Below are 18,249 nucleotides of genomic sequence, written 5' to 3'. Positions count from 1 at the left end.
GCAATAGTTCAGCCCTTGGCCTCGTCGATATAGCTGTAGAGCGTATACTTGGAGATGCCGAAATACTTGCAGACCTTGTCGCCGGATTTGGTGATGAGGAAGGCCCCGGTGTCGTTGAGGAACTGGATGGCCTTCACCTTGTCCTCCTTGGTCATCAGCGCCACGGGCTTTCCCACCAGCGCCACGCTCTGGTCGATGAGCTCATCCAGCAGGTCGGCCACATTGCGGGAGATCCGCTCCGGCTCCTGCTGGGGCGTGTCTGTCATAGTGAAGGAGCGCAGATTCTCCTCCATGGCCAGCATGAGGGTAATGTCGTAATTGATGCCGAAAATACCGATGGCCGCGCCGTCGTCGTCCCGGATGTAGATGGTGGAGGACTTCAGAATCTTGCCGTCCTTGGTCCGGGTCAGGTAACACAGGTGGTCGTTCAGGTTCTCCCGGCCTCCCCGCAGGGCCTCCAGCACCACGTGGGACGGACCGTCCCCCACCTTGCGGCCGGTGACAGAGCCGTTCTCAATGGCGACGATGGAGCTGTCCTGGTCGTTGGTGGCCAAATCGTGGACCACCACCTCACAGTTGGGCCCAAACTGACGCGACAGGCCCTTGGCAAGCTGGAACAGGAATTGCAGCATGGAAGCGTCCATGAGGTCATCTCCTCTACCTTATATGTGATGCTTGTCTTCATGCGCAAGCAGTCAAACGCCGAATGCCGGCGGCTCAAACCCCGGACATTGCCCCTCAGTGCCCGTGTGCTGAAATAGCAGACGGAAATACTATTATTAATTGTAACATATTTTGTCGATTATTCAACAAAATTCGTTTGAACTAAAAAAATTTTTGATATGCTAAAAAACGGTTGAATTCTCTGTAAAACTATGATAAGATGGCATCGTCAAAAGAAAAACTCTGTACACAATGAACAAAATTTGATAGGTATGAGCTGCAACGAAGTGCTTCGCGCACGGGCTGAATTGGACGTTTTGTGATTCGGCGCGGGCGAAAGGTGCCGGAAACAGCGGAAACAGGGCGTCCATTTCTCATAATGGGCGCTATTTTTGTACATAAAACCGGATGGAACGCAATGAATGGAGGAATTACCATGCTGCTGGTCGGCAACGGAAAGCTCATCACCCGCGACAGTGAAAACCCCTATTTTGAGGACGGCGCCGTGGTCATCGACGGCGAGGCCGTCAAGGCTGTGGGCACACTGGCCGATATGAGGGCCAAGTACCCCGATGCGCAATTCGTGGACGCAAAGGGCCAGGTCATTATGCCCGGCCTCATCAACGCCCACACCCACATCTACTCGGGGCTGGCCCGGGGCCTGGGCATCGAGGGCAACAACCCCACCAACTTTCTGGAGGTCCTGGAGGGGATGTGGTGGAACATCGACCGCCACCTCACCATGGACGGCACCCGCGCCAGCGCCTACGCCACTGTGCTGGACTGCATCCGGGACGGCGTGACCACCATCTTCGACCACCACGCCAGCTTTTGCGAGATCCCCGGCAGCCTCTTCGCCATCAAGGATGTGTGCAGGGAGCTGGGGATGCGCGCCTGCCTGTGCTACGAGGTCTCCGACCGGGACGGCGAGGAGAAGTCCCTCCAATCCATTCAGGAGAACGCCGACTTTGCTAGGTGGGCCAGGGACGCGGACGACGACATGATCAAGGCCATGTTCGGCGGCCACGCCCTCTTCACCATCAGCGACAAGACCTTTGAGCGCATGGTGGAGGCCAACGACGGCATGACCGGCTTCCACATCCATGTGGCCGAGGGCATGAACGACGTGTACGACTCCCTGAGAAACTATGGCTGCCGCCCGGTGAGCCGCCTGCTGAACCACGGAATTCTGGGCGACAAGACCCTTTTGGGCCACTGCATCCATATCAACGGCGCTGAAATGGACATCATCAAGGAGACCGGGACGATGGTGGTCAATAACCCCGAGTCCAACATGGGCAACGCCGTGGGCTGCTCCCCCGTGCTCCAGATGTTCCAGAAGGGGATTCTGGTGGGCATGGGCACCGACGCCTACACCCACGATATGCTGGAGAGTCTCAAGGTCTTCCTCATCATTCAGCGGCACAACGCCTGCCACCCCAACGTGGCCTGGTGCGAGTGCATGGATATGCTCTTCAAGAACAACGCGGCCATCGGCGCCAAGTATTTCAAGAAGCCCCTGGGCGTTCTCAAGCCCGGCGCGGCGGCCGATGTTATCGTTATGGACTATAAGCCCTTCACCCCCTTCGGAGCGGAAAACATCGACGGGCATATGCTCTTCGGCATGATGGGCAAGAACTGCCGCACCACCATCATCAACGGCAAGGTGCTCTATAAGGACCGGGAGTTCGTGGGCATCGACGAAGACGCCATCAACGCCTGGACCATGGAGCAGAGCAAGAAACTTTGGGGCGAATTGAACCACAGGACTTATTGATGCCGCGAAGGGCGTTGACGGCGTCTTCCGCAAGCGTTTTGCCCCAGGCAAAACCTTGATGCCGGGGCAGTTCATCTGCCCTGTGCAGATAAAATAAAACGGGGTCCCCGCACGGCACAGCCGCGTGGGGAGCGCCATCAACGCCTGGACCATGGAGCAGAGCAAGAAACTTTGGGGCCAGCTTAACCACAGCATTTATGAAAGTCTCAGTTTAGACTCCCCCGCACCGACGGCGGCAATTGAGCACGGCAAAAAACGCAGTTATCAGCAAGTCCCGCCGGGTAAGTGTAACGCGCCTGCGAGCGCAGCCTCAAGCGGCATTCAAGAAAAACCGGCTTTCCCCGCGGGAAGCCGCAGAGAATAAAATGGAGGTTATCTCTATGAGCGACATTATGCGCCCCATTCCCTTCCCCCAGCTGATGAGCTGGGTCCTGAACGAGTACAAGGCCCAGGGCAGCATCTTTGGCGTGGACAAAGTTGTAAAGCACGTGAACGGCCAGGCCCTGCCCATCTTCTCCGAGAAGATCGAGTCCCCCTTCGGCCCCGCCGCCGGCCCCCACACCCAGCTGGCCCAGAACATCATCGCGGCCTATGCCGCGGGCTCCCGCTTCTTCGAGCTGAAAACCGTCCAGATCATGGACGGCGAGGAACTCTCCAAGTGCGTGGCGAAGCCCTGCATCACCGCCGGGGACGAGTGTTACAACTGCGAGTGGTCCACCGAGCTGACCGTGCCCCAGGCCTACGACGAGTATGTGAAGGCCTGGTTCGCCTGTAAGCTCATGGCCAGGGAGTTCGGTCTGGGCGACAGCGACGGCTTCGTCTTCAACATGTCCGTGGGATATGATCTGGCGGGCATCAAGAGCGAAAAGATCGACAACTATATCGAGGGCATGAAGAACGCCTCCAAGTCCGCCGTGTGGGCGGAGTGCATGGACTGGACCCTGCAGAACCTGGACGCGTTTCAGAACGTGAGCGAGGGCTTTGTCCGCTCCATCTCCCCGGTGGTTTCAAATTCCATCACTGAGTCCACCCTCCACGGCTGTCCCCCGGACGAAATTGAGCGCATCGCCACCTACCTCATCACCGAGAAGGGCCTGAATACATACGTCAAATGCAACCCCACCCTCCTGGGATACGAGTTCGCCCGGGCGCGGCTGGACAGTCTGGGCTTCGACTACATCGCCTTCGACGACCACCACTTTGTGGAGGACCTCCAGTGGGCCGACGCGGTGCCCATGTTCCGCCGTCTCATCGCCCTCACCCAGGAGCGGGGGCTGGAGTTCGGTGTGAAGCTGACCAACACCTTCCCTGTGGACGTGGCGGCGGGCGAGCTGCCCAGCGCGGAGATGTATATGTCCGGCCGGTCCCTCTACCCTCTCACCATCGCCCTGGCCGCCCGCATTTCCACGGAGTTCGAGGGCAAGCTGCGCATCTCCTACTCCGGCGGTGCAGATCTGCACAATATCAAGAGCCTCTTTGACGCGGGGATTTGGCCCATCACGATGGCAACCACCATCCTCAAGCCCGGCGGGTACGACCGCCTGTCCCAGATCGCCGATGTGCTGATGGAGTGCGGCAGCAAGCCCTTCGCGGGGGTGGACGCGCAGCGTGTAACCGCTCTCTCCGAGGCAGTGCCCGCAGAGGATCTCTACCGCAAGCCCATCAAGCCCCTGCCCGACCGCAAGAACGGCAAAAAGGTCCCCCTCATCGACTGCTTCAACGCCCCCTGCCGCAACGGCTGCCCCATCGAGCAGGACATTCCCGCCTACCTGATGGCCTACAGCCAGGGCAAGTACGAGGAGGCGCTGGAGATTATTACCCGCCGCAACGCCCTGCCCTTTATCACGGGCACCATCTGCCCCCACCACTGCGCCGACAAGTGCATGCGCAACTACTATGAGGAGTCCGTGCGTATCCGGGACGTGAAGCTGGCATGTGCGGAAAACGGCTACGACGCCCTCCTGCCCAAGCTGGAGGCCAAGGCCCCCCAGAGCGGCAAAAGGGTCGCCGTGGTCGGCGGCGGCCCCGCCGGCATCTCCGCCGCCTTCTTCCTGGCCCGGGAGGGCGTGGACGTAACCGTCTTCGAGCGGAAGGAGACCCTGGGCGGCATTGTCCGGCACGTCATCCCCGAATTCCGCATCGCCTCTGAGGCCATTGACAAGGACATCTCCCTCTGCAGGGCCATGGGCGCCAAGTTCCGCACCGGGGTGGAAGTGAAGTCCGCCGCCGATCTGCTGGGCCAGGGGTATACCCACGTCATCTTTGCCACCGGCGCGTGGAAGGCCGGGGACGCCCATCTGGAGTACGGCCAGGCCCTCAACGTCATCACCTTCCTGGAAACCGCCAAGTCCGACCCGGCCAGCCTGAAGCTGGGCGCCGACGTGGCGGTCATCGGCGGCGGCAACACCGCCATGGACGCCGCCCGGGCCGCGAAGCGAATCCCCGGCGTGGAGCGTGTGCGCCTGGTATACCGCCGGGATAAGCGCAACATGCCCGCCGACGAGGAGGAGCTGGCCCTGGCCCTGGAGGACGGCGTGGAGTTCATGGAGCTGCTCTCCCCCATCGGTGTGAAGGACGGGGTTCTCACCTGCCGCGTGATGGAGCTGGGTGAGCGCGATGCGTCCGGCCGCCGCGCCCCCGTGGACACCGGCCGGGAAGTCACCATGCCCGCCAGCGCGGTGATCACCGCCGTGGGCGAGAAGGTGGACAGCGAGCTATTTGCCGCAAACGGCGTGGAACTTGGCAGGAAGGGCCTCCCCGTGGTCGGCGATACCATGGAGAGCTGTGCGGAGAACGTCTTCGTGGTGGGTGACGCCCGGCGTGGCCCCGCCACCGTGGTGGAGGCCATCGCCGACGCTTCCGCCGCCGCCGTGGCCATCGCGGCTATGGACCCCAATGCGGACGTGGAGAAGAACGTCACCGACGACTACTTTAAGCCCAAAGGCAAGCACGGGAACCTCTGCACCGACTGCGACCACTGCTCGGACACCCGCTGCCTGGGCTGCGCCACCGTATGCGAGACCTGCACCGAGGTCTGCCCCAACAGGGCCAATATCCATGTGGCCGTACCCGGCAAGCGGCAGAGGCAGATCGTCCATGTGGACGGGATGTGCAACGAGTGCGGCAACTGCGGCACCTTCTGCCCCTATGACAGCAGGCCCTACAGGGATAAGTTCACCTTGTTCTGGAGCCGCGAGGACTTTGAGGGCAGCGAGAACGAGGGCTGGCTCCCCAAGGGCGACGGCTCCGGCGTGTGCCTGGTCCGCCTGGGCGGACAGGTCAGGGAGTACGACGTGACCGACAGCAGCTGCGGACTCTATGAGGATATCCGCCAGTTAATTCTGGCGGTGAGGAAGGATTACGGCTATCTGGTGAGGTGAGAAGCGTGAGCGTAGGCGCATAGGGGGATAAGACGTCATGAGCTGAAAAACAGGTTGGGCGTCCCCCCTTACTCAGCGCGCTTTCTCAAACTTCGCCCGAAAGTGGAGCGTCTTTTCCGGCGCGGAATGCGCGGGATGGTCCGGCTCCTAAAAAATGGACTCCCCTTACTCTAATCATTCTGTAAGGAGGAAGTACAAATGCAGCATCTGGAACGTATGACGGAGCGGGTCGTCCTCATTACCGGCGGGGGCGGCGGCATCGCCCGGGGCATTGCCCGGGCCTTTGCGGACGAGGGGGCAAAGCTCATCCTCACCGACCTTTTCCCCGGCGGCATGGAGAAGACCAAAGCCATGCTGGAGCAAGATTTCGGCGCGGAGGTCTTCACCTACGTGGCCGACGGCGCCAGGGAGGAGGAGGTCAAGGCGGCCATTGAGGCCGGAGCGGCCCATTTCGGCAAGCTGAACGTGGTCATCAACAACGCCCAGGCCAGCGCCTCGGGTCTCACCCTGGTCCAGCACAGCAGGGAGGATTTCGATATCGCCATCCACTCGGGCATGTACGCCACCTTCTTCTACATGAAGCACGCCTACCCCTACCTGAAGGAGACCCACGGCAGCGTCATCAACTTCGCCTCCGGCGCGGGCATCTCGGGCAAGCCGGGCCAGAGCTCCTACGCCGCCGCCAAGGAGGGCATCCGGGGCATGAGCCGGGTGGCCGCCAACGAGTGGGGCGCGGACGACATCAACGTCAACGTGGTCTGCCCCCTGGTCATGACCGACAAGCTCGCCCAGTGGGGCAAGGAGAATCCCGAGATGTTCCAGAAGAACCTGGACGACATCCCTCTGGGCCGTTACGGCGACGCGGAGAAGGACATTGGCAAGGTCTGCGTCTTCCTCGCCAGCTACGACGCCAAGTATATCACCGGCGACACCATCTTCATCCAGGGCGGGGTCGGTATGAAGCCCTGAGTAAATGCCACTAGGAGGCGGCGGCAATGTCTGCAAAGGCGACGGTAAAGCGGTATCTCACGCGCCTGCGGGAGATACCCCGGATGACCGTGAAACGGTATCTGATGTTCCTGCTGGGGGTTCTGGTCTGCGCCACGGGAATCGCGTTTATCACCCGGGCTGCGCTGGGCACCTCCCCCATCTCCAGCACCCCCTTCGTGCTCAGCCTCATCACGCCCCCGTCCATGGGCGTGTACACCTTCCTCTTCAATATGCTCTTTCTGGTGGGTGAGGCCGTGCTTTTGAAGCGGTTTACCTGGAAGCAGGTCCTCCAGATTGCCGCCACCTTCATCTTCAGCCTCTGCATCGACGGCGCGCTGGCCCTCATCCCCACCCAGCTCCACGGGCCGCTTCCCATGAAGCTGCTCTACCTGGCCATCGGCTGTCCAGTCATGGCCCTGGGTATCTCCCTGGAGATTTTCGGCGGGGTCATCATGCTGCCCGGCGAGGGCTTCGTAAAGGCTCTGGCGGAGAAGCTCAGGGTGGAGTTTGGCAACATGAAGGTCATTTTTGACAGCTCTCTGACCGCAATTGCCGCGGTCATCGCCCTCCTGGCCTTCGGCAGGCTCAACGGCGTGGGCTTCGGCACCCTGGTCTCCGCCCTTTTGGTGGGACAGATCGTGAAGTTCTACACCAGGCGTCTGGGATTCATCAAAAAGGTCTTTGAGGAAAAGCCCCGTCCCAGCAGCGGCGAGCTGAGAGCATAACGGCAGAGAACGCGGCGGTACGAATGTACCGCCGCGTTCTCTGCCGTTATCTGTTTATTTCAGGGCTTCCCTGTCACGCTTCACGTCCGCCGCGACGGGCCCTAAGCCGTACGACTGCGCAAAAATCCTCCATGCGGTTTCCGGGCGCGCCGCCCTGCGGCTTTTCGCTCCGCTCCCGCCTTACTACCCTGCGCCCGGACGCTCAGCGCTTCCGGGTTGCGATACACACCGTCAGCCCTGCCAGGGAGGGGGCAAAGAGTATGACGAAGAACATCATCAGGCCGTCCCGGAGCGCCGCGGCGTGAACTTCCACGGTTCCGGTCTGGGGCAGGCCGCCCAGGGGGACGGCCTCATCCACGATGATAGTCTCGCCTGTGGACTCGTCTGGGGGCACCGGCTCCGGGGGCTGCTCCGGCCGGCCAGGGGAACGTCCTCCTCGGGAATCTCGACCTCCGAACCGGGCGTCTCGGGTATCTCGGCGGGGCTTTCGCCGGGACCGGGCTTGGGTTTCTCAGGTTCCACAGGAGTCAGCGGCGGCCGGTAGGGGGGCACATAGGGCGGCTCCTCTTCGGCCCCGGACGCCTTGGTATAGGTATTGGTAATGCGCAGAACGGCGGCGGCCCTGTCGGCCCCTTCGCCGCCGACTGCAAAGGTGACGGCCAGGTTGTAATCCGCCAGGCCGGCATTCTGCTCGGTAAAGGTATAGGTCCCCAGGGGCAGCTTCTCCAGGGTGCAGGCATACACGCCGTCCGCCTGCACGAAATCGGTCAGGGTCAGGGTCCGCGTCTCAAAGCTCCCGTTTCCGCTCTCCAAGGTGAAGCTCAGCCCCTCGGGCACGGTCGTTGCCGCCCCGGCAAAGACCTTCTCCAGGGTCAGGGTGCCGGCTGCCGTCTCAGGTTTCTCCGGCTCCTCGCCGGGCTTGCCAGCCAGGGTGAAGGACACATCCAGCGCGCCCATCACCGCCTCCATACCAAAGCCAATCATGGTCTGGTAGGGCTTGCCCACCTCGTGGGCGCCGTCGTAGACCACGCCGTAATTGAGAAAGCTGGATAGCTCGCCGCCCACTCTGCGGTAGCTGACGTAGGAGAAGCCCAGGTCGGATACGCTCTGCTCCGCCCCGCTCACAGTGACGGTTACCACGCTGCCGAGGACCAGGGATGCCGAATCGGTCAAGGGAAACTGCGTCCCACTCCAGAGGCCGGGCAGGCTGTAGGTCGCCTCGGCGTTCTCGGGAATCTTCACGGCGGTAATTTCCGCGTACTTGTCGGCGCTCAGGGTGAAATATCCGGTATACTTGTCCCCGGCCTCGTCGTAAGTGAGGACGGCGGGCCCCTCAGGCTGGGCGGCCACCGTAACCGCGTCCACCCGCTCCAGCACCTGGTCGGTGGTGGCGTAGGTGAAGAGGGCCCGGCTGTAGGCATCTTGGTAGGTGGGGACGCTCTTGCCCGCCAGGATGTCCCAGATTACCTGCTGAGTGCTTATTCCCAGCCCCATGCTGTGGGAGAGCATATCGTCGTAATAACGGGAGAGTCCATAGGAGTCCAGCGGGTAGCCGGCCTCCAGGGCGCGGACCAGCCGCGCCGCGTTGGCGCTCACCTCGGCGACGGGCTCGCCGCCGAGATAGCCAACGCCCATGCCGGGATAGGCGAAGCGGGGCCCGCTGCAGTAGGTATAAAAGGTCTCGCCGTTTCCGGTAATGGACCGCCCCCCGGTGCCGAAGCCGTCCCCGGTCACGGTATCCACGCCCGCGGCCAGCACCTCGCTCGGCAGGGCCACAATCGCCTTGTCGTGAGTACTGATGATCTTGTTGTAGCCGACCAGCGCGTCGTACTGCTCGCGGACAACCTCCGGTCCAGCCTGATCCGCATAGGCGGCGGCACAGCCGTAGACGACAGCCTCCAGCCGCTGCACAAAAGCGTCGTACTCCCGGCTGTAGATGCCGGGAGTACCGGGTCTGTCCACGGTGCCGTTGTGGTTGGCCTCGGTCAGAACATGGCTTTTCAGCTTCTCCACCAGCGTGGCGGCGAAAAGCGCGGATGAGACGTCCTCTTTCTCTTCCTCGGCGGCGGTCGGCGCAGGCAGTCCGTTCTGCACGGTATCGGGGCGCGGCGCGCCCTCCTCTTCCCCACCGGTGGGTGTGGGAGTGACCAGCTCCTCCAGTCCCGCCTCTGCGGCGGGCCGGTCGTATTCCTCCCCGGCAAGGGCCGCGATGGAGAACAGGGAGACGCAAAGGCTCAGGGCCAGCAGGACCGAAAGCACACGGTTCAGTCTTTTCAAGTTCATCAGCTCCATATGTTTTTCAGCCGGCTCATTCTATTCTCAAAAGGTCACAAAGCGGCAAAAAAATCCACCGCCCTGGCAAATACACCAGAGCGGCGGACTTTTTTCGGTTTATTTCTTCTTTTTGCTGTAGGGGGTCCCCTCCAGGGGCAGGGCGGTGCGGAAGTTCCCGTCCCGGTTGTAGTAGGCGTTCTGAACGGCTGGGGCGGTGGGGATGGAGCAGATCTCGCCGATGCCCTTGGCACCGCAGGCCAGCTCGGAGTCGTTCTTTTCAATGATGACGGCCTCCACAGGAGGCGTCTGGTTGGCGCGGAAGAGTCCCAGACCGGCGTAAACCGCGGTGGGGCGGCCATCCTTTAGGGGGAAGTCCTCGGTGAGGGCGTAGCCCAGGCTCATGACCACGCCGCCCTCGATCTGACCCTCCACGCTGACGGGGTTCACGGCCCTGCCCACGTCGTGGGCCGCGATCACCCGCTTCACCCTGCCCTCGTCGTCCAACTCCACCAGATGGGTGGCGTAGCCGTAGGCGATGTGGCTGACGGGGTTGGGCCGGTCGGAGCCCAGCTTATCGGTGATGCCGGTATACTCCTGGTGAAAATCCACGCCCTCCACGGCGGTGAGATCCCGTCCCTCCAGGGCCCACCTGAGTTCTGTAGCGGCCCGCCTTGCGGCTTCGCCGGTAAAGAGGGTCTGGCGGGAGGCGGTGGTGTTGCCCGAGTTGGGGGCGATGGAGGTGTCCGGCGCGTCCCACACCACCTGATCGGGCCGGAGGCCGGTGACCTCACAGACAATCTGACAGGCAATGGTGCCGATGCCCTGGCCGATGCAGGCGGCGCTGGTGCGGACGTGGACGACGCCGTCCTCCACATGCAGGGTGACGCGGCCCGTATCGGGGATGCCCACACCCAGGCCCGCGTTCTTCATAGCGCAGGCGATGCCCGCCTTGGGATTGGCCTCATAATAGGGCCGCACGGCGTCCAGAGTCTCCACCAGGGCGGTGCCCGCGTCGGCAACCTGCCCGTTGGGGAGAACCTGGCCGGGGCGGATGGCGTTGCGGTAGCGGATTTCAAAGGCGGAGATGCCCACCAGTTCGGCCAGCTTGTTCAGGTTGCACTCGCTGGCGAAGCAGCTCTGGGTCACGCCGAAGCCCCGGAAAGCGCCGCAGGGCGGGTTGTTGGTGTAGTAGGCCTTGCCGTCGATGATGATGTCCTGGAAGTTGTAGGGGCCGGCGGCGTGGGTACAGGCCCGCTGGAGCACTGGCCCGCCCAGGCTGGCAAATGCGCCGGAGTCGGTGAGAAGGGTGGCCTTCATGGCGGTAATGATGCCGTTCTCGTCGCAGCCGGTGGTGACCTCCATCTCAAACCCGTGGCGCTTGGGGTGGCAGAGCATGGACTCCTTGCGGGTCATGGAGACCTTGACGGGCCGCCCGGTCAGCAGGGCCAGGACGGCCGCGTGGTGCTGAACGGACATATCCTCCTTGCCGCCGAAGCCGCCGCCTACGCTCTTGGCCACCACCCGGACCAGGTCGGGGTTCAATCCGGTGGCGTCGGAGCACTCCCGCTTGGTCTGATAGATGCCCTGGTCGCCGGAGTACACCACCACGCCGTCCCCCTCGGGGGCGGCCACGGCGGTCTCAGTCTCCAGGAAGGCGTGCTCGGTGGGGGGCGTGTGGTACTGGGTGGTGACGACGTACCTGGAGGCCGCCAGCTTGGCCTCCGCGTCGCCCCGGACCAGGTGCTCGTGGGCAAAGCAGTTGCCCCCCTCCTGGAGCTCTGGGGCGTCGGGGGCCATGGCCTCCTCCAGTGTGAGGACGGGCTTTAATACCTCGTACTCAATCTTTACCTTGGCCCGGGCCTCGTTAAGGGCCTCCACGGTCTCGGCGGCGATGAGGACGATGGGGTCGCCGCAGAAATGGACTTCTCCTCCCACGGGGACCAGCACCCACTGGTCCCGCTTCAGGTGGCCCACCTTGAGCTGGCCGGGCAGGGCGGCGGCGGTGATGCACTTCACCACGCCGGGGGTCTGGATGGCCTCGGTCACATCGATGGACTTGACGATGGCCCGGGGGTACTCGGACCGGACCGCGCCGCCGTGGAGCATACCGGGCAGGCGGATGTCGTCAGCGTACTCCGCTGTGCCGACGGCCTTGGCGGGGGCGTCCACCCGGGGCAGGTTCTCGCCCACCCTGCCGGTGAACACCTCGTGGGGGACCTCGCCCCCCTCCCGGAACATCTTCGCCGCCAGCAGGACGGCGTCCTCGATCTTCTTATAGCCTGTACACCTGCATATATTGTTGCGCAGGGCGAAACGGACCTGATCCCGGTCCGGGTCGGGATTCTCATCAATCAGGCCCTTGGCCGAGATGACCATGCCCGGGGTGCAGAACCCGCACTGCACCGCGCCGCAGTGGGTAAACGCCCAGGCGTACACGTCCTTCTCCCGCTCGGTCAGGCCCTCGCAGGTGATCACCCGCTTGCCCTCCATCTTCGAGGTCTTCTGCACGCAGGCTTTGGTGGCCTTGCCGTCAATGAGAATCATACAGGTGCCGCAGGCGCCTTCGGAGCAGCCGTTCTTCACGGAGGTGAGGTTCAGTTCCTCCCGCAGGAAAGTGAGAAGCTTCTCGTCTTTCTCGGTGGAGACGGTTTTCCCGTTCACGACAAAGGTATACATGGCGATATTGCCTCCTCTTATGCTGGCGGGGATCAAAGCCCGCCCAGTACTTGTTACCTGATTCACAATTATAGCTTAGCACCAAACCAGCCCGGTGGCAACCTTAATACATATGGCAAAATAACCAAATATCTAAAAATATTTTTGGCATTACAAAAATTTTTTAGATTGCCTCTTGACTTGTTGAAATCCCGTGATATGATGTGTACAGAAAGCAAAAAATTCGTTTGGTTTTCTCCAGAATTTTTCGGAGGCGAGAGAGACATGAAAGACCCCATCAAGTGGGTAGACAACCACATGCCCAAAAGCGAAGACAAGCAGCTGGAGGTCATGTCCCTGGCCAACGTGGCCAAGGCGCGGTTTTTCCACAGCAGTTTCCCCCAGTACTCCATCACCCCCCTTGCCCGGCTGGACGGCATGGCCAAATATTTGGGCCTCGGGAGCCTCTTCGTCAAGGACGAGAGCTTCCGCTTCGGCCTCAATGCGTTTAAGGTTCTGGGCGGCTCCTTCGCCATGGCGAAGTACATCGCCGCGCAGATGGGCCGTGATGTCTCCGAGATGACCTACGACTACCTGACCAGCGAGGCCTTCCGCAAGGAGTTCGGCCAGGCCACCTTCTTCACCGCCACCGACGGCAATCACGGCCGGGGGGTTGCGTGGGCGGCGGGCAAGCTGGGCCAGAAGGCCGTGGTACATATGCCCAAGGGCTCCAGCAAGCCCCGGTTCGACAATATCCTGAAGGAGGGTGCCCAGGTTACCATTGAGGACGTGAACTACGACGATTGCGTCCGCATGGCGGCTGCCGAGGCCGAGGCCACCAAGAACGGCGTCATCGTGCAGGACACCGCCTGGGACGGCTACGAGGAGATCCCCTCCTGGATTATGCAGGGGTACGGCACCATGGCCAGCGAGGCCAGCGAGCAGCTGCGCCAATGCGGCGTGAACCGCCCCACCCACGTCTTTGTCCAGGCGGGCGTGGGCTCCCTGGCCGGCGCGGTCATCGGCTACTTCACCAACCTCTATCCCAATGACCCGCCCAAGTTCATCGTCATGGAGGCCAGGGCGGCCGACTGCCTCTACCAGGGCGCTCTGGCCGGAGACGGCAGTCCCCGCATCGTGGACGGCGATCTCCAGACCATCATGGCGGGTCTCGCCTGCGGCGAGCCCAACACCATCTCCTGGGACATCCTGCGCAACCATGTCACCGCTTTTGTCTCCTGCCCCGACTGGGTTTCCGCCCGGGGGATGCGGATGCTGGGCGTGCCCGTCAAGGGCGACCCGGTGGTCATCTCCGGCGAGTCCGGCGCGGTGGGCATGGGCCTCATCGCCGCGCTGATGGAGACCGACGAGTACAGGGACCTCCGGGAGGCCATCGGCCTGGACCGCTTCTCTCAGGTGCTGATGTTCTCCACCGAGGGCAACACCGACCCCATGAAGTTCAGGAAGGTGCTGTGGGACGGGGAATATCCCACTGTCTGACCTGGGCAGACAGCGGGGGCACGGGCCGTTTCGCCCGCACAGCCGCCCCCCTTGCGACGCCGCGCTTGCGGCGGGCCCCGGAGGGCGCCAACCTATCGAAGAAGAAATCATTGATTATATGGAGGGCAATCAAATGGACTTTAACCAGATCAAATCCGCCGCCGCGGGCTACAGCGCCGACATGAACCGCTTCCTGCGCGCCATGATCTCCCACCCCAGCGAGAGCTGCGAGGAGAAGGATGTCGTCATGTGCATCAAGGCCGAGATGGAGAAGCTGGGCTACGACAAGGTGGAGATCGACGGCCTGGGCAACGTCATCGGCTGGATGGGCGACGGTGAGAAGATCATCGCCATCGACTCCCACATCGACACCGTGGGCGTGGGCAACCGCGACAACTGGACCCACGACCCCTACGAGGGCTACGAGGACGACGCCGTCATCTACGGCCGCGGCGGCTCCGACCAGGAGGGCGGCATGGCCTCCGCCGTGTACGGCGCCAAGATCATGAAGGATATGGGCCTCATCCCCGCGGGCTACAGGATCATGGTCGTCGGCTCCGTCCAGGAGGAGGACTGCGACGGCATGTGCTGGCAGTACATCGTCAACAAGGCCTACCCCCAGGAGAAGGATAAGATTGAGTTCGTCATCTCCACCGAGCCCACCGACGGCGGCATCTACCGCGGCCACCGGGGCCGTATGGAGATCCGCGTGGATGTGAAGGGCGTCTCCTGCCACGGCTCCGCCCCCGAGCGCGGCGACAACGCCATCTATAAGATGGCCGACATTCTCCAGGACGTCCGCGCCCTCAACGAGAACGACGACGCCGACGGCACCGAGGTCAAGGGCCTGGTGAAGATGCTCAACCCCAAGTACAACCCCGAGCACTACGAGGACGCCCGCTTCCTGGGCCGCGGCACCTGCACCACCTCCCAGATCTTCTTCACCTCCCCCAGCCGCTGCGCCGTGGCCGACTCCTGCTCCATCTCCATCGACCGCCGCATGACCGCCGGCGAGACCTGGGACTCCTGCCTCCAGGAGATCCGGGACCTGCCCAGCGTGAAGAAGTACGGCGACGACGTGAAGGTCTCCATGTATATGTACGACCGTCCCTCCTGGACCGGCGAGGTCTATGAGACCGAGTGCTACTTCCCCACCTGGATCAACAAGGAGAACGCCGCCCACGTCCAGGCTCTGGTGGACGCCCACCACGCCCTCTTCGGAGGGGAGCGCATCGGACCCGACGGCGCCATGCACCTGCGCCACCGCCCCCTCATCGACAAGTGGACCTTCTCCACCAACGGCGTCTCCATCCAGGGGCGGTACGGCATCCCCTGCGTGGGCTTCGGCCCCGGCGCGGAGTCCCAGGCCCACGCCCCCAACGAGATCACCTGGAAGCAGGACCTCGTGACCTGTGCGGCCCTGTACGCCGCCGTCCCCGGCCTCTACAAGGAGGAGAACAAGACCTCCGACGTGTCCCAGTTCCGCGCCACCCTCACCGATAACGACATCCAGTAAAAAACAGCGTGCCGGGCGGACCCTGGGGCTGCCCGCCGAGAATGAATCAGATTGAAGGAGAAATAATGATGGATAAGACTCTTCAGATGTATATTGACAAGCTCAACAAGCTCAACTTCAAGGAGATGTACGAGGGCGACTTTTTCCTGACCTGGGATAAGACCGACGACGAGCTGGAGGCCGTCTTTACCGTGGCCGACGCTCTGCGCTACATGCGCGAGAACAATATCTCCACCAAGATCTTCGAGAGCGGCCTGGGCATCTCCCTCTTCCGTGACAATTCCACCCGGACCCGCTTCTCCTTCGCCAGCGCCTGCAACCTGCTGGGCCTGGAGGTCCAGGATCTGGACGAGGGAAAGAGTCAGATTGCTCACGGCGAGACCGTCCGTGAGACCGCCAACATGATCTCCTTCATGGCCGACGTCATCGGCATCCGGGACGACATGTACATCGGCAAGGGCCACACCTATCAGAAGGAGGTGGTCGAGGCCGTGACCCAGGGCCATGAGGACGGCGTTCTGGAGCAGAAGCCCACTCTGGTGAACCTCCAGTGCGACATCGACCACCCCACCCAGTGCATGGCCGACATGCTGCACATCATTCACGAGTTCGGCGGCGTGGAGAACCTGAAGGGCAAGAAGGTCGCCATGACCTGGGCCTACTCCCCCAGCTACGGCAAGCCCCTCAGCGTTCCCCAGGGCGTGGTGGGCCTGATGACCCGCTTCGGCATGGACGTGGTGCTCGCCCATCCCGAGGGCTATGAGATCATGCCCGAGGTCGAGGAGGTCGCCAGGCAGAACGCCGCCAAGACCGGCGGCACCTTCACCCGCACCAACTCCATGGCAGAGGCCTTTAAGGACGCCGACATCGTGTATCCCAAGAGCTGGGCCCCCTTCGCCGCCATGGAGAAGCGCACTGATCTGTACGGCAAGGGCGACAGCGACGGCATCAAGGCCCTGGAGAAGGAGCTTCTCGCCCAGAACGCCCAGCACAAGGACTGGTGCTGCACCGAGGAGCTGATGAAGACCACCCGCGACGGCAAGGCCCTGTACCTGCACTGCCTGCCCGCAGACATCAACGACGTCTCCTGCGTGGACGGCGAGGTTGAGGCCAGCGTCTTCGACCGCTACCGCACCCCCCTCTACAAGGAGGCCTCCTTCAAGCCCTATGTCATCGCCGCCATGATCTTCCTCGCCAAGGTCAAGGACCCCCAGGCCACCCTCAAGGCCCTGGAGGAGCGCGGCACCTCCAGATGGTTCCAGAAATAAGAAGCGCTGAGCCGCCGAGCAGGGGCGATAAGGACAGAGCGAATGGGGCCAGACCAAGAAAAGAAAGGCGTCCCCCGCACCCCTTTCTGTCTGGACCCGAAGTCGGCGGGCTTATCGCCCCGGCCGCGAGGCGTGCGAAGCGTGACACCCCCGGCAACCCGTTGCCCGTTTTCCCCTGCCGGACCGATTCAGCAGTCGCCGGCCTGATATAGACCGATTCTTCCTTCTTTCTCTTCCCGCGCCGGCCCGTCCGCAGATACGACTGCCTATGTATATGCGGACGGGTCATTATTTTCTGGACGCCTTAACAGGAGGTTATTTATAACCATGGGTAAACGAATTGTAATTGCATTGGGCGGCAACGCCCTTGGAAATAATCTGCCCGAGCAGATGATCGCCGTTCAGCAGACCGCAAAGGCCATCGCCGACCTGATCGAAGAGGGCCACGAGGTCATCATCGCCCACGGCAACGGCCCCCAGGTGGGCATGATTCAGACGGCCATGGCCGAGCTGACCCGCTCCGACCCGGAGAAGTACATTCCCTGCCCCCTCTCGGTCTGCGTGGCCATGAGTCAGGGCTACATCGGCTACGACCTCCAGAACGCCCTGCGGGAGGAGCTGCTGGACCGCGGCATCGACAAGGGCGTCTCCACCGTGCTCACCCAGGTGGAGGTGGATCCCGACGACCCCGCCTTCCAGAAGCCCACCAAGCCCATCGGCGCTTTCATGACCAAGGAGGAGGCCGACAAGCTGGTGTCCGAGCGCGGCTACAACGTGGTGGAGGACGCCGGCCGCGGCTACCGCCGTGTGGTGGCCTCTCCCCAGCCCCAGTCCATCGTGGAAATCGACACCATCCGCGCCCTGGTGGAGTCCGACCATGTGGTCGTGGCCTGCGGCGGCGGCGGCATTCCCGTCTACAAGACCGAGGGCCACCACCTGAAGGGAGCGGCGGCCGTCATCGACAAGGACTTCGCCTCCTGCGTGCTGGCCCAGCAGTTGGACGCCGACTGCCTCATCATCCTCACCGCCGTGGAGAAGGTGGCTATCCACTTCGGCAAGCCCGACGTGCAGTGGCTCTCCTCCCTCACTCCGGCTGAGGCACGCAAGTACATGGACGACGGTGAGTTCGCCCCCGGCTCCATGCTCCCGAAGGTCCAGGCGGCCGTCCGCTTCGCCGAGTCCAAGCCTGGCCGCACCGCCCTTATCACCCTGCTGGAGAAGGCCCGGGACGGCGTCCAGGGCAAGACCGGCACCCACATTCAGGCATAACCTGCAGACAGCACAAAGCGCCCGGACCATTCGGCCGCATACCTTCTAAAGGTACGGCACTTTATGGTCCGGGCGCTTACCTCGTCCGCAGACGACGCAGTCAAATAAAAATTCGTCATTTCTGGGGACATGAGTCTGAGAGATGACACTGCTCATGACGGCTAGGGCGACCTTTTCCAAAGAAATCGAGCCCCAGCCGTCATGCAGCCTTTTGTCAAGGAAGCCCCTTGGG

Annotated in this window: 11 protein-coding genes; 8 read left to right on the top strand and 3 right to left on the bottom strand. The window is 62.6% G+C overall.

All coding sequences use genetic code 11. The features are described 5' to 3' along the window. Positions 1–8 precede the first annotated feature (8 nt). Positions 9–644, bottom strand: coding sequence for a helix-turn-helix transcriptional regulator (locus H8S62_RS17135; RefSeq protein WP_155150914.1), 636 nt, complete (start codon positions 642–644; stop codon positions 9–11). A 455-nt stretch (positions 645–1,099) separates the two neighbouring features. Between H8S62_RS17135 and ssnA the strand changes: the two genes are divergently transcribed. From ssnA to H8S62_RS17115, 4 genes are all read left to right on the top strand, one after another. After that, positions 1,100–2,440: a putative aminohydrolase SsnA gene (ssnA, locus tag H8S62_RS17130; RefSeq protein ID WP_186920380.1), complete on the top strand. Its 1,341-nt coding sequence runs from the start codon at positions 1,100–1,102 to the stop codon at positions 2,438–2,440. 380 nt (positions 2,441–2,820) lie between these two features. Continuing rightward, the gene (gene ygfK / locus H8S62_RS17125; RefSeq protein ID WP_186920375.1) at positions 2,821–5,820 is read left to right on the top strand and encodes a putative selenate reductase subunit YgfK; all 3,000 of its coding nucleotides are present in this window, start codon (positions 2,821–2,823) and stop codon (positions 5,818–5,820) included. Positions 5,821–6,027: 207 nt separating this feature from the next. Then, positions 6,028–6,789 (top strand): SDR family NAD(P)-dependent oxidoreductase, encoded by a 762-nt coding sequence (locus H8S62_RS17120; RefSeq protein ID WP_423788682.1) that lies wholly within the window; start codon positions 6,028–6,030, stop codon positions 6,787–6,789. Positions 6,790–6,815: 26 nt separating this feature from the next. Beyond that, positions 6,816–7,535, top strand: coding sequence for a YczE/YyaS/YitT family protein (locus H8S62_RS17115; protein WP_243141944.1), 720 nt, complete (start codon positions 6,816–6,818; stop codon positions 7,533–7,535). Positions 7,536–7,811: 276 nt separating this feature from the next. Here the strand turns inward: H8S62_RS17115 and H8S62_RS17110 are convergent, their stop codons facing one another. Both H8S62_RS17110 and xdh read right to left on the bottom strand, forming a co-directional pair. Next, positions 7,812–9,812 (bottom strand): thioester domain-containing protein, encoded by a 2,001-nt coding sequence (locus H8S62_RS17110; RefSeq protein ID WP_186920374.1) that lies wholly within the window; start codon positions 9,810–9,812, stop codon positions 7,812–7,814. Between the two features lie 114 nt (positions 9,813–9,926). Further along, positions 9,927–12,485 (bottom strand): selenium-dependent xanthine dehydrogenase, encoded by a 2,559-nt coding sequence (gene xdh / locus H8S62_RS17105; protein WP_186920373.1) that lies wholly within the window; start codon positions 12,483–12,485, stop codon positions 9,927–9,929. 264 nt (positions 12,486–12,749) lie between these two features. Between xdh and dpaL the strand changes: the two genes are divergently transcribed. From dpaL to arcC, 4 genes are all read left to right on the top strand, one after another. Continuing rightward, entirely contained in the window at positions 12,750–13,964 is a 1,215-nt protein-coding gene (dpaL, locus tag H8S62_RS17100; RefSeq protein WP_186920372.1) for a diaminopropionate ammonia-lyase, read from the top strand. A 133-nt stretch (positions 13,965–14,097) separates the two neighbouring features. Then, entirely contained in the window at positions 14,098–15,480 is a 1,383-nt protein-coding gene (locus H8S62_RS17095) for a YgeY family selenium metabolism-linked hydrolase (protein WP_155150936.1), read from the top strand. A gap of 68 nt (positions 15,481–15,548) precedes the next feature. Next, entirely contained in the window at positions 15,549–16,748 is a 1,200-nt protein-coding gene (gene ygeW / locus H8S62_RS17090) for a knotted carbamoyltransferase YgeW (RefSeq protein WP_155150941.1), read from the top strand. Positions 16,749–17,075: 327 nt separating this feature from the next. After that, positions 17,076–18,017 (top strand): carbamate kinase, encoded by a 942-nt coding sequence (gene arcC / locus H8S62_RS17085; RefSeq protein ID WP_186920371.1) that lies wholly within the window; start codon positions 17,076–17,078, stop codon positions 18,015–18,017. The last annotated feature ends 232 nt before the right edge of the window (positions 18,018–18,249 follow it).

Origin of the sequence: Lawsonibacter faecis (assembly GCF_014287675.1) — a bacterium.
GTDB lineage: Bacteria > Bacillota > Clostridia > Oscillospirales > Oscillospiraceae > Pseudoflavonifractor > Pseudoflavonifractor faecis.
This window is presented reverse-complemented; position numbering and strand designations above follow the sequence as displayed.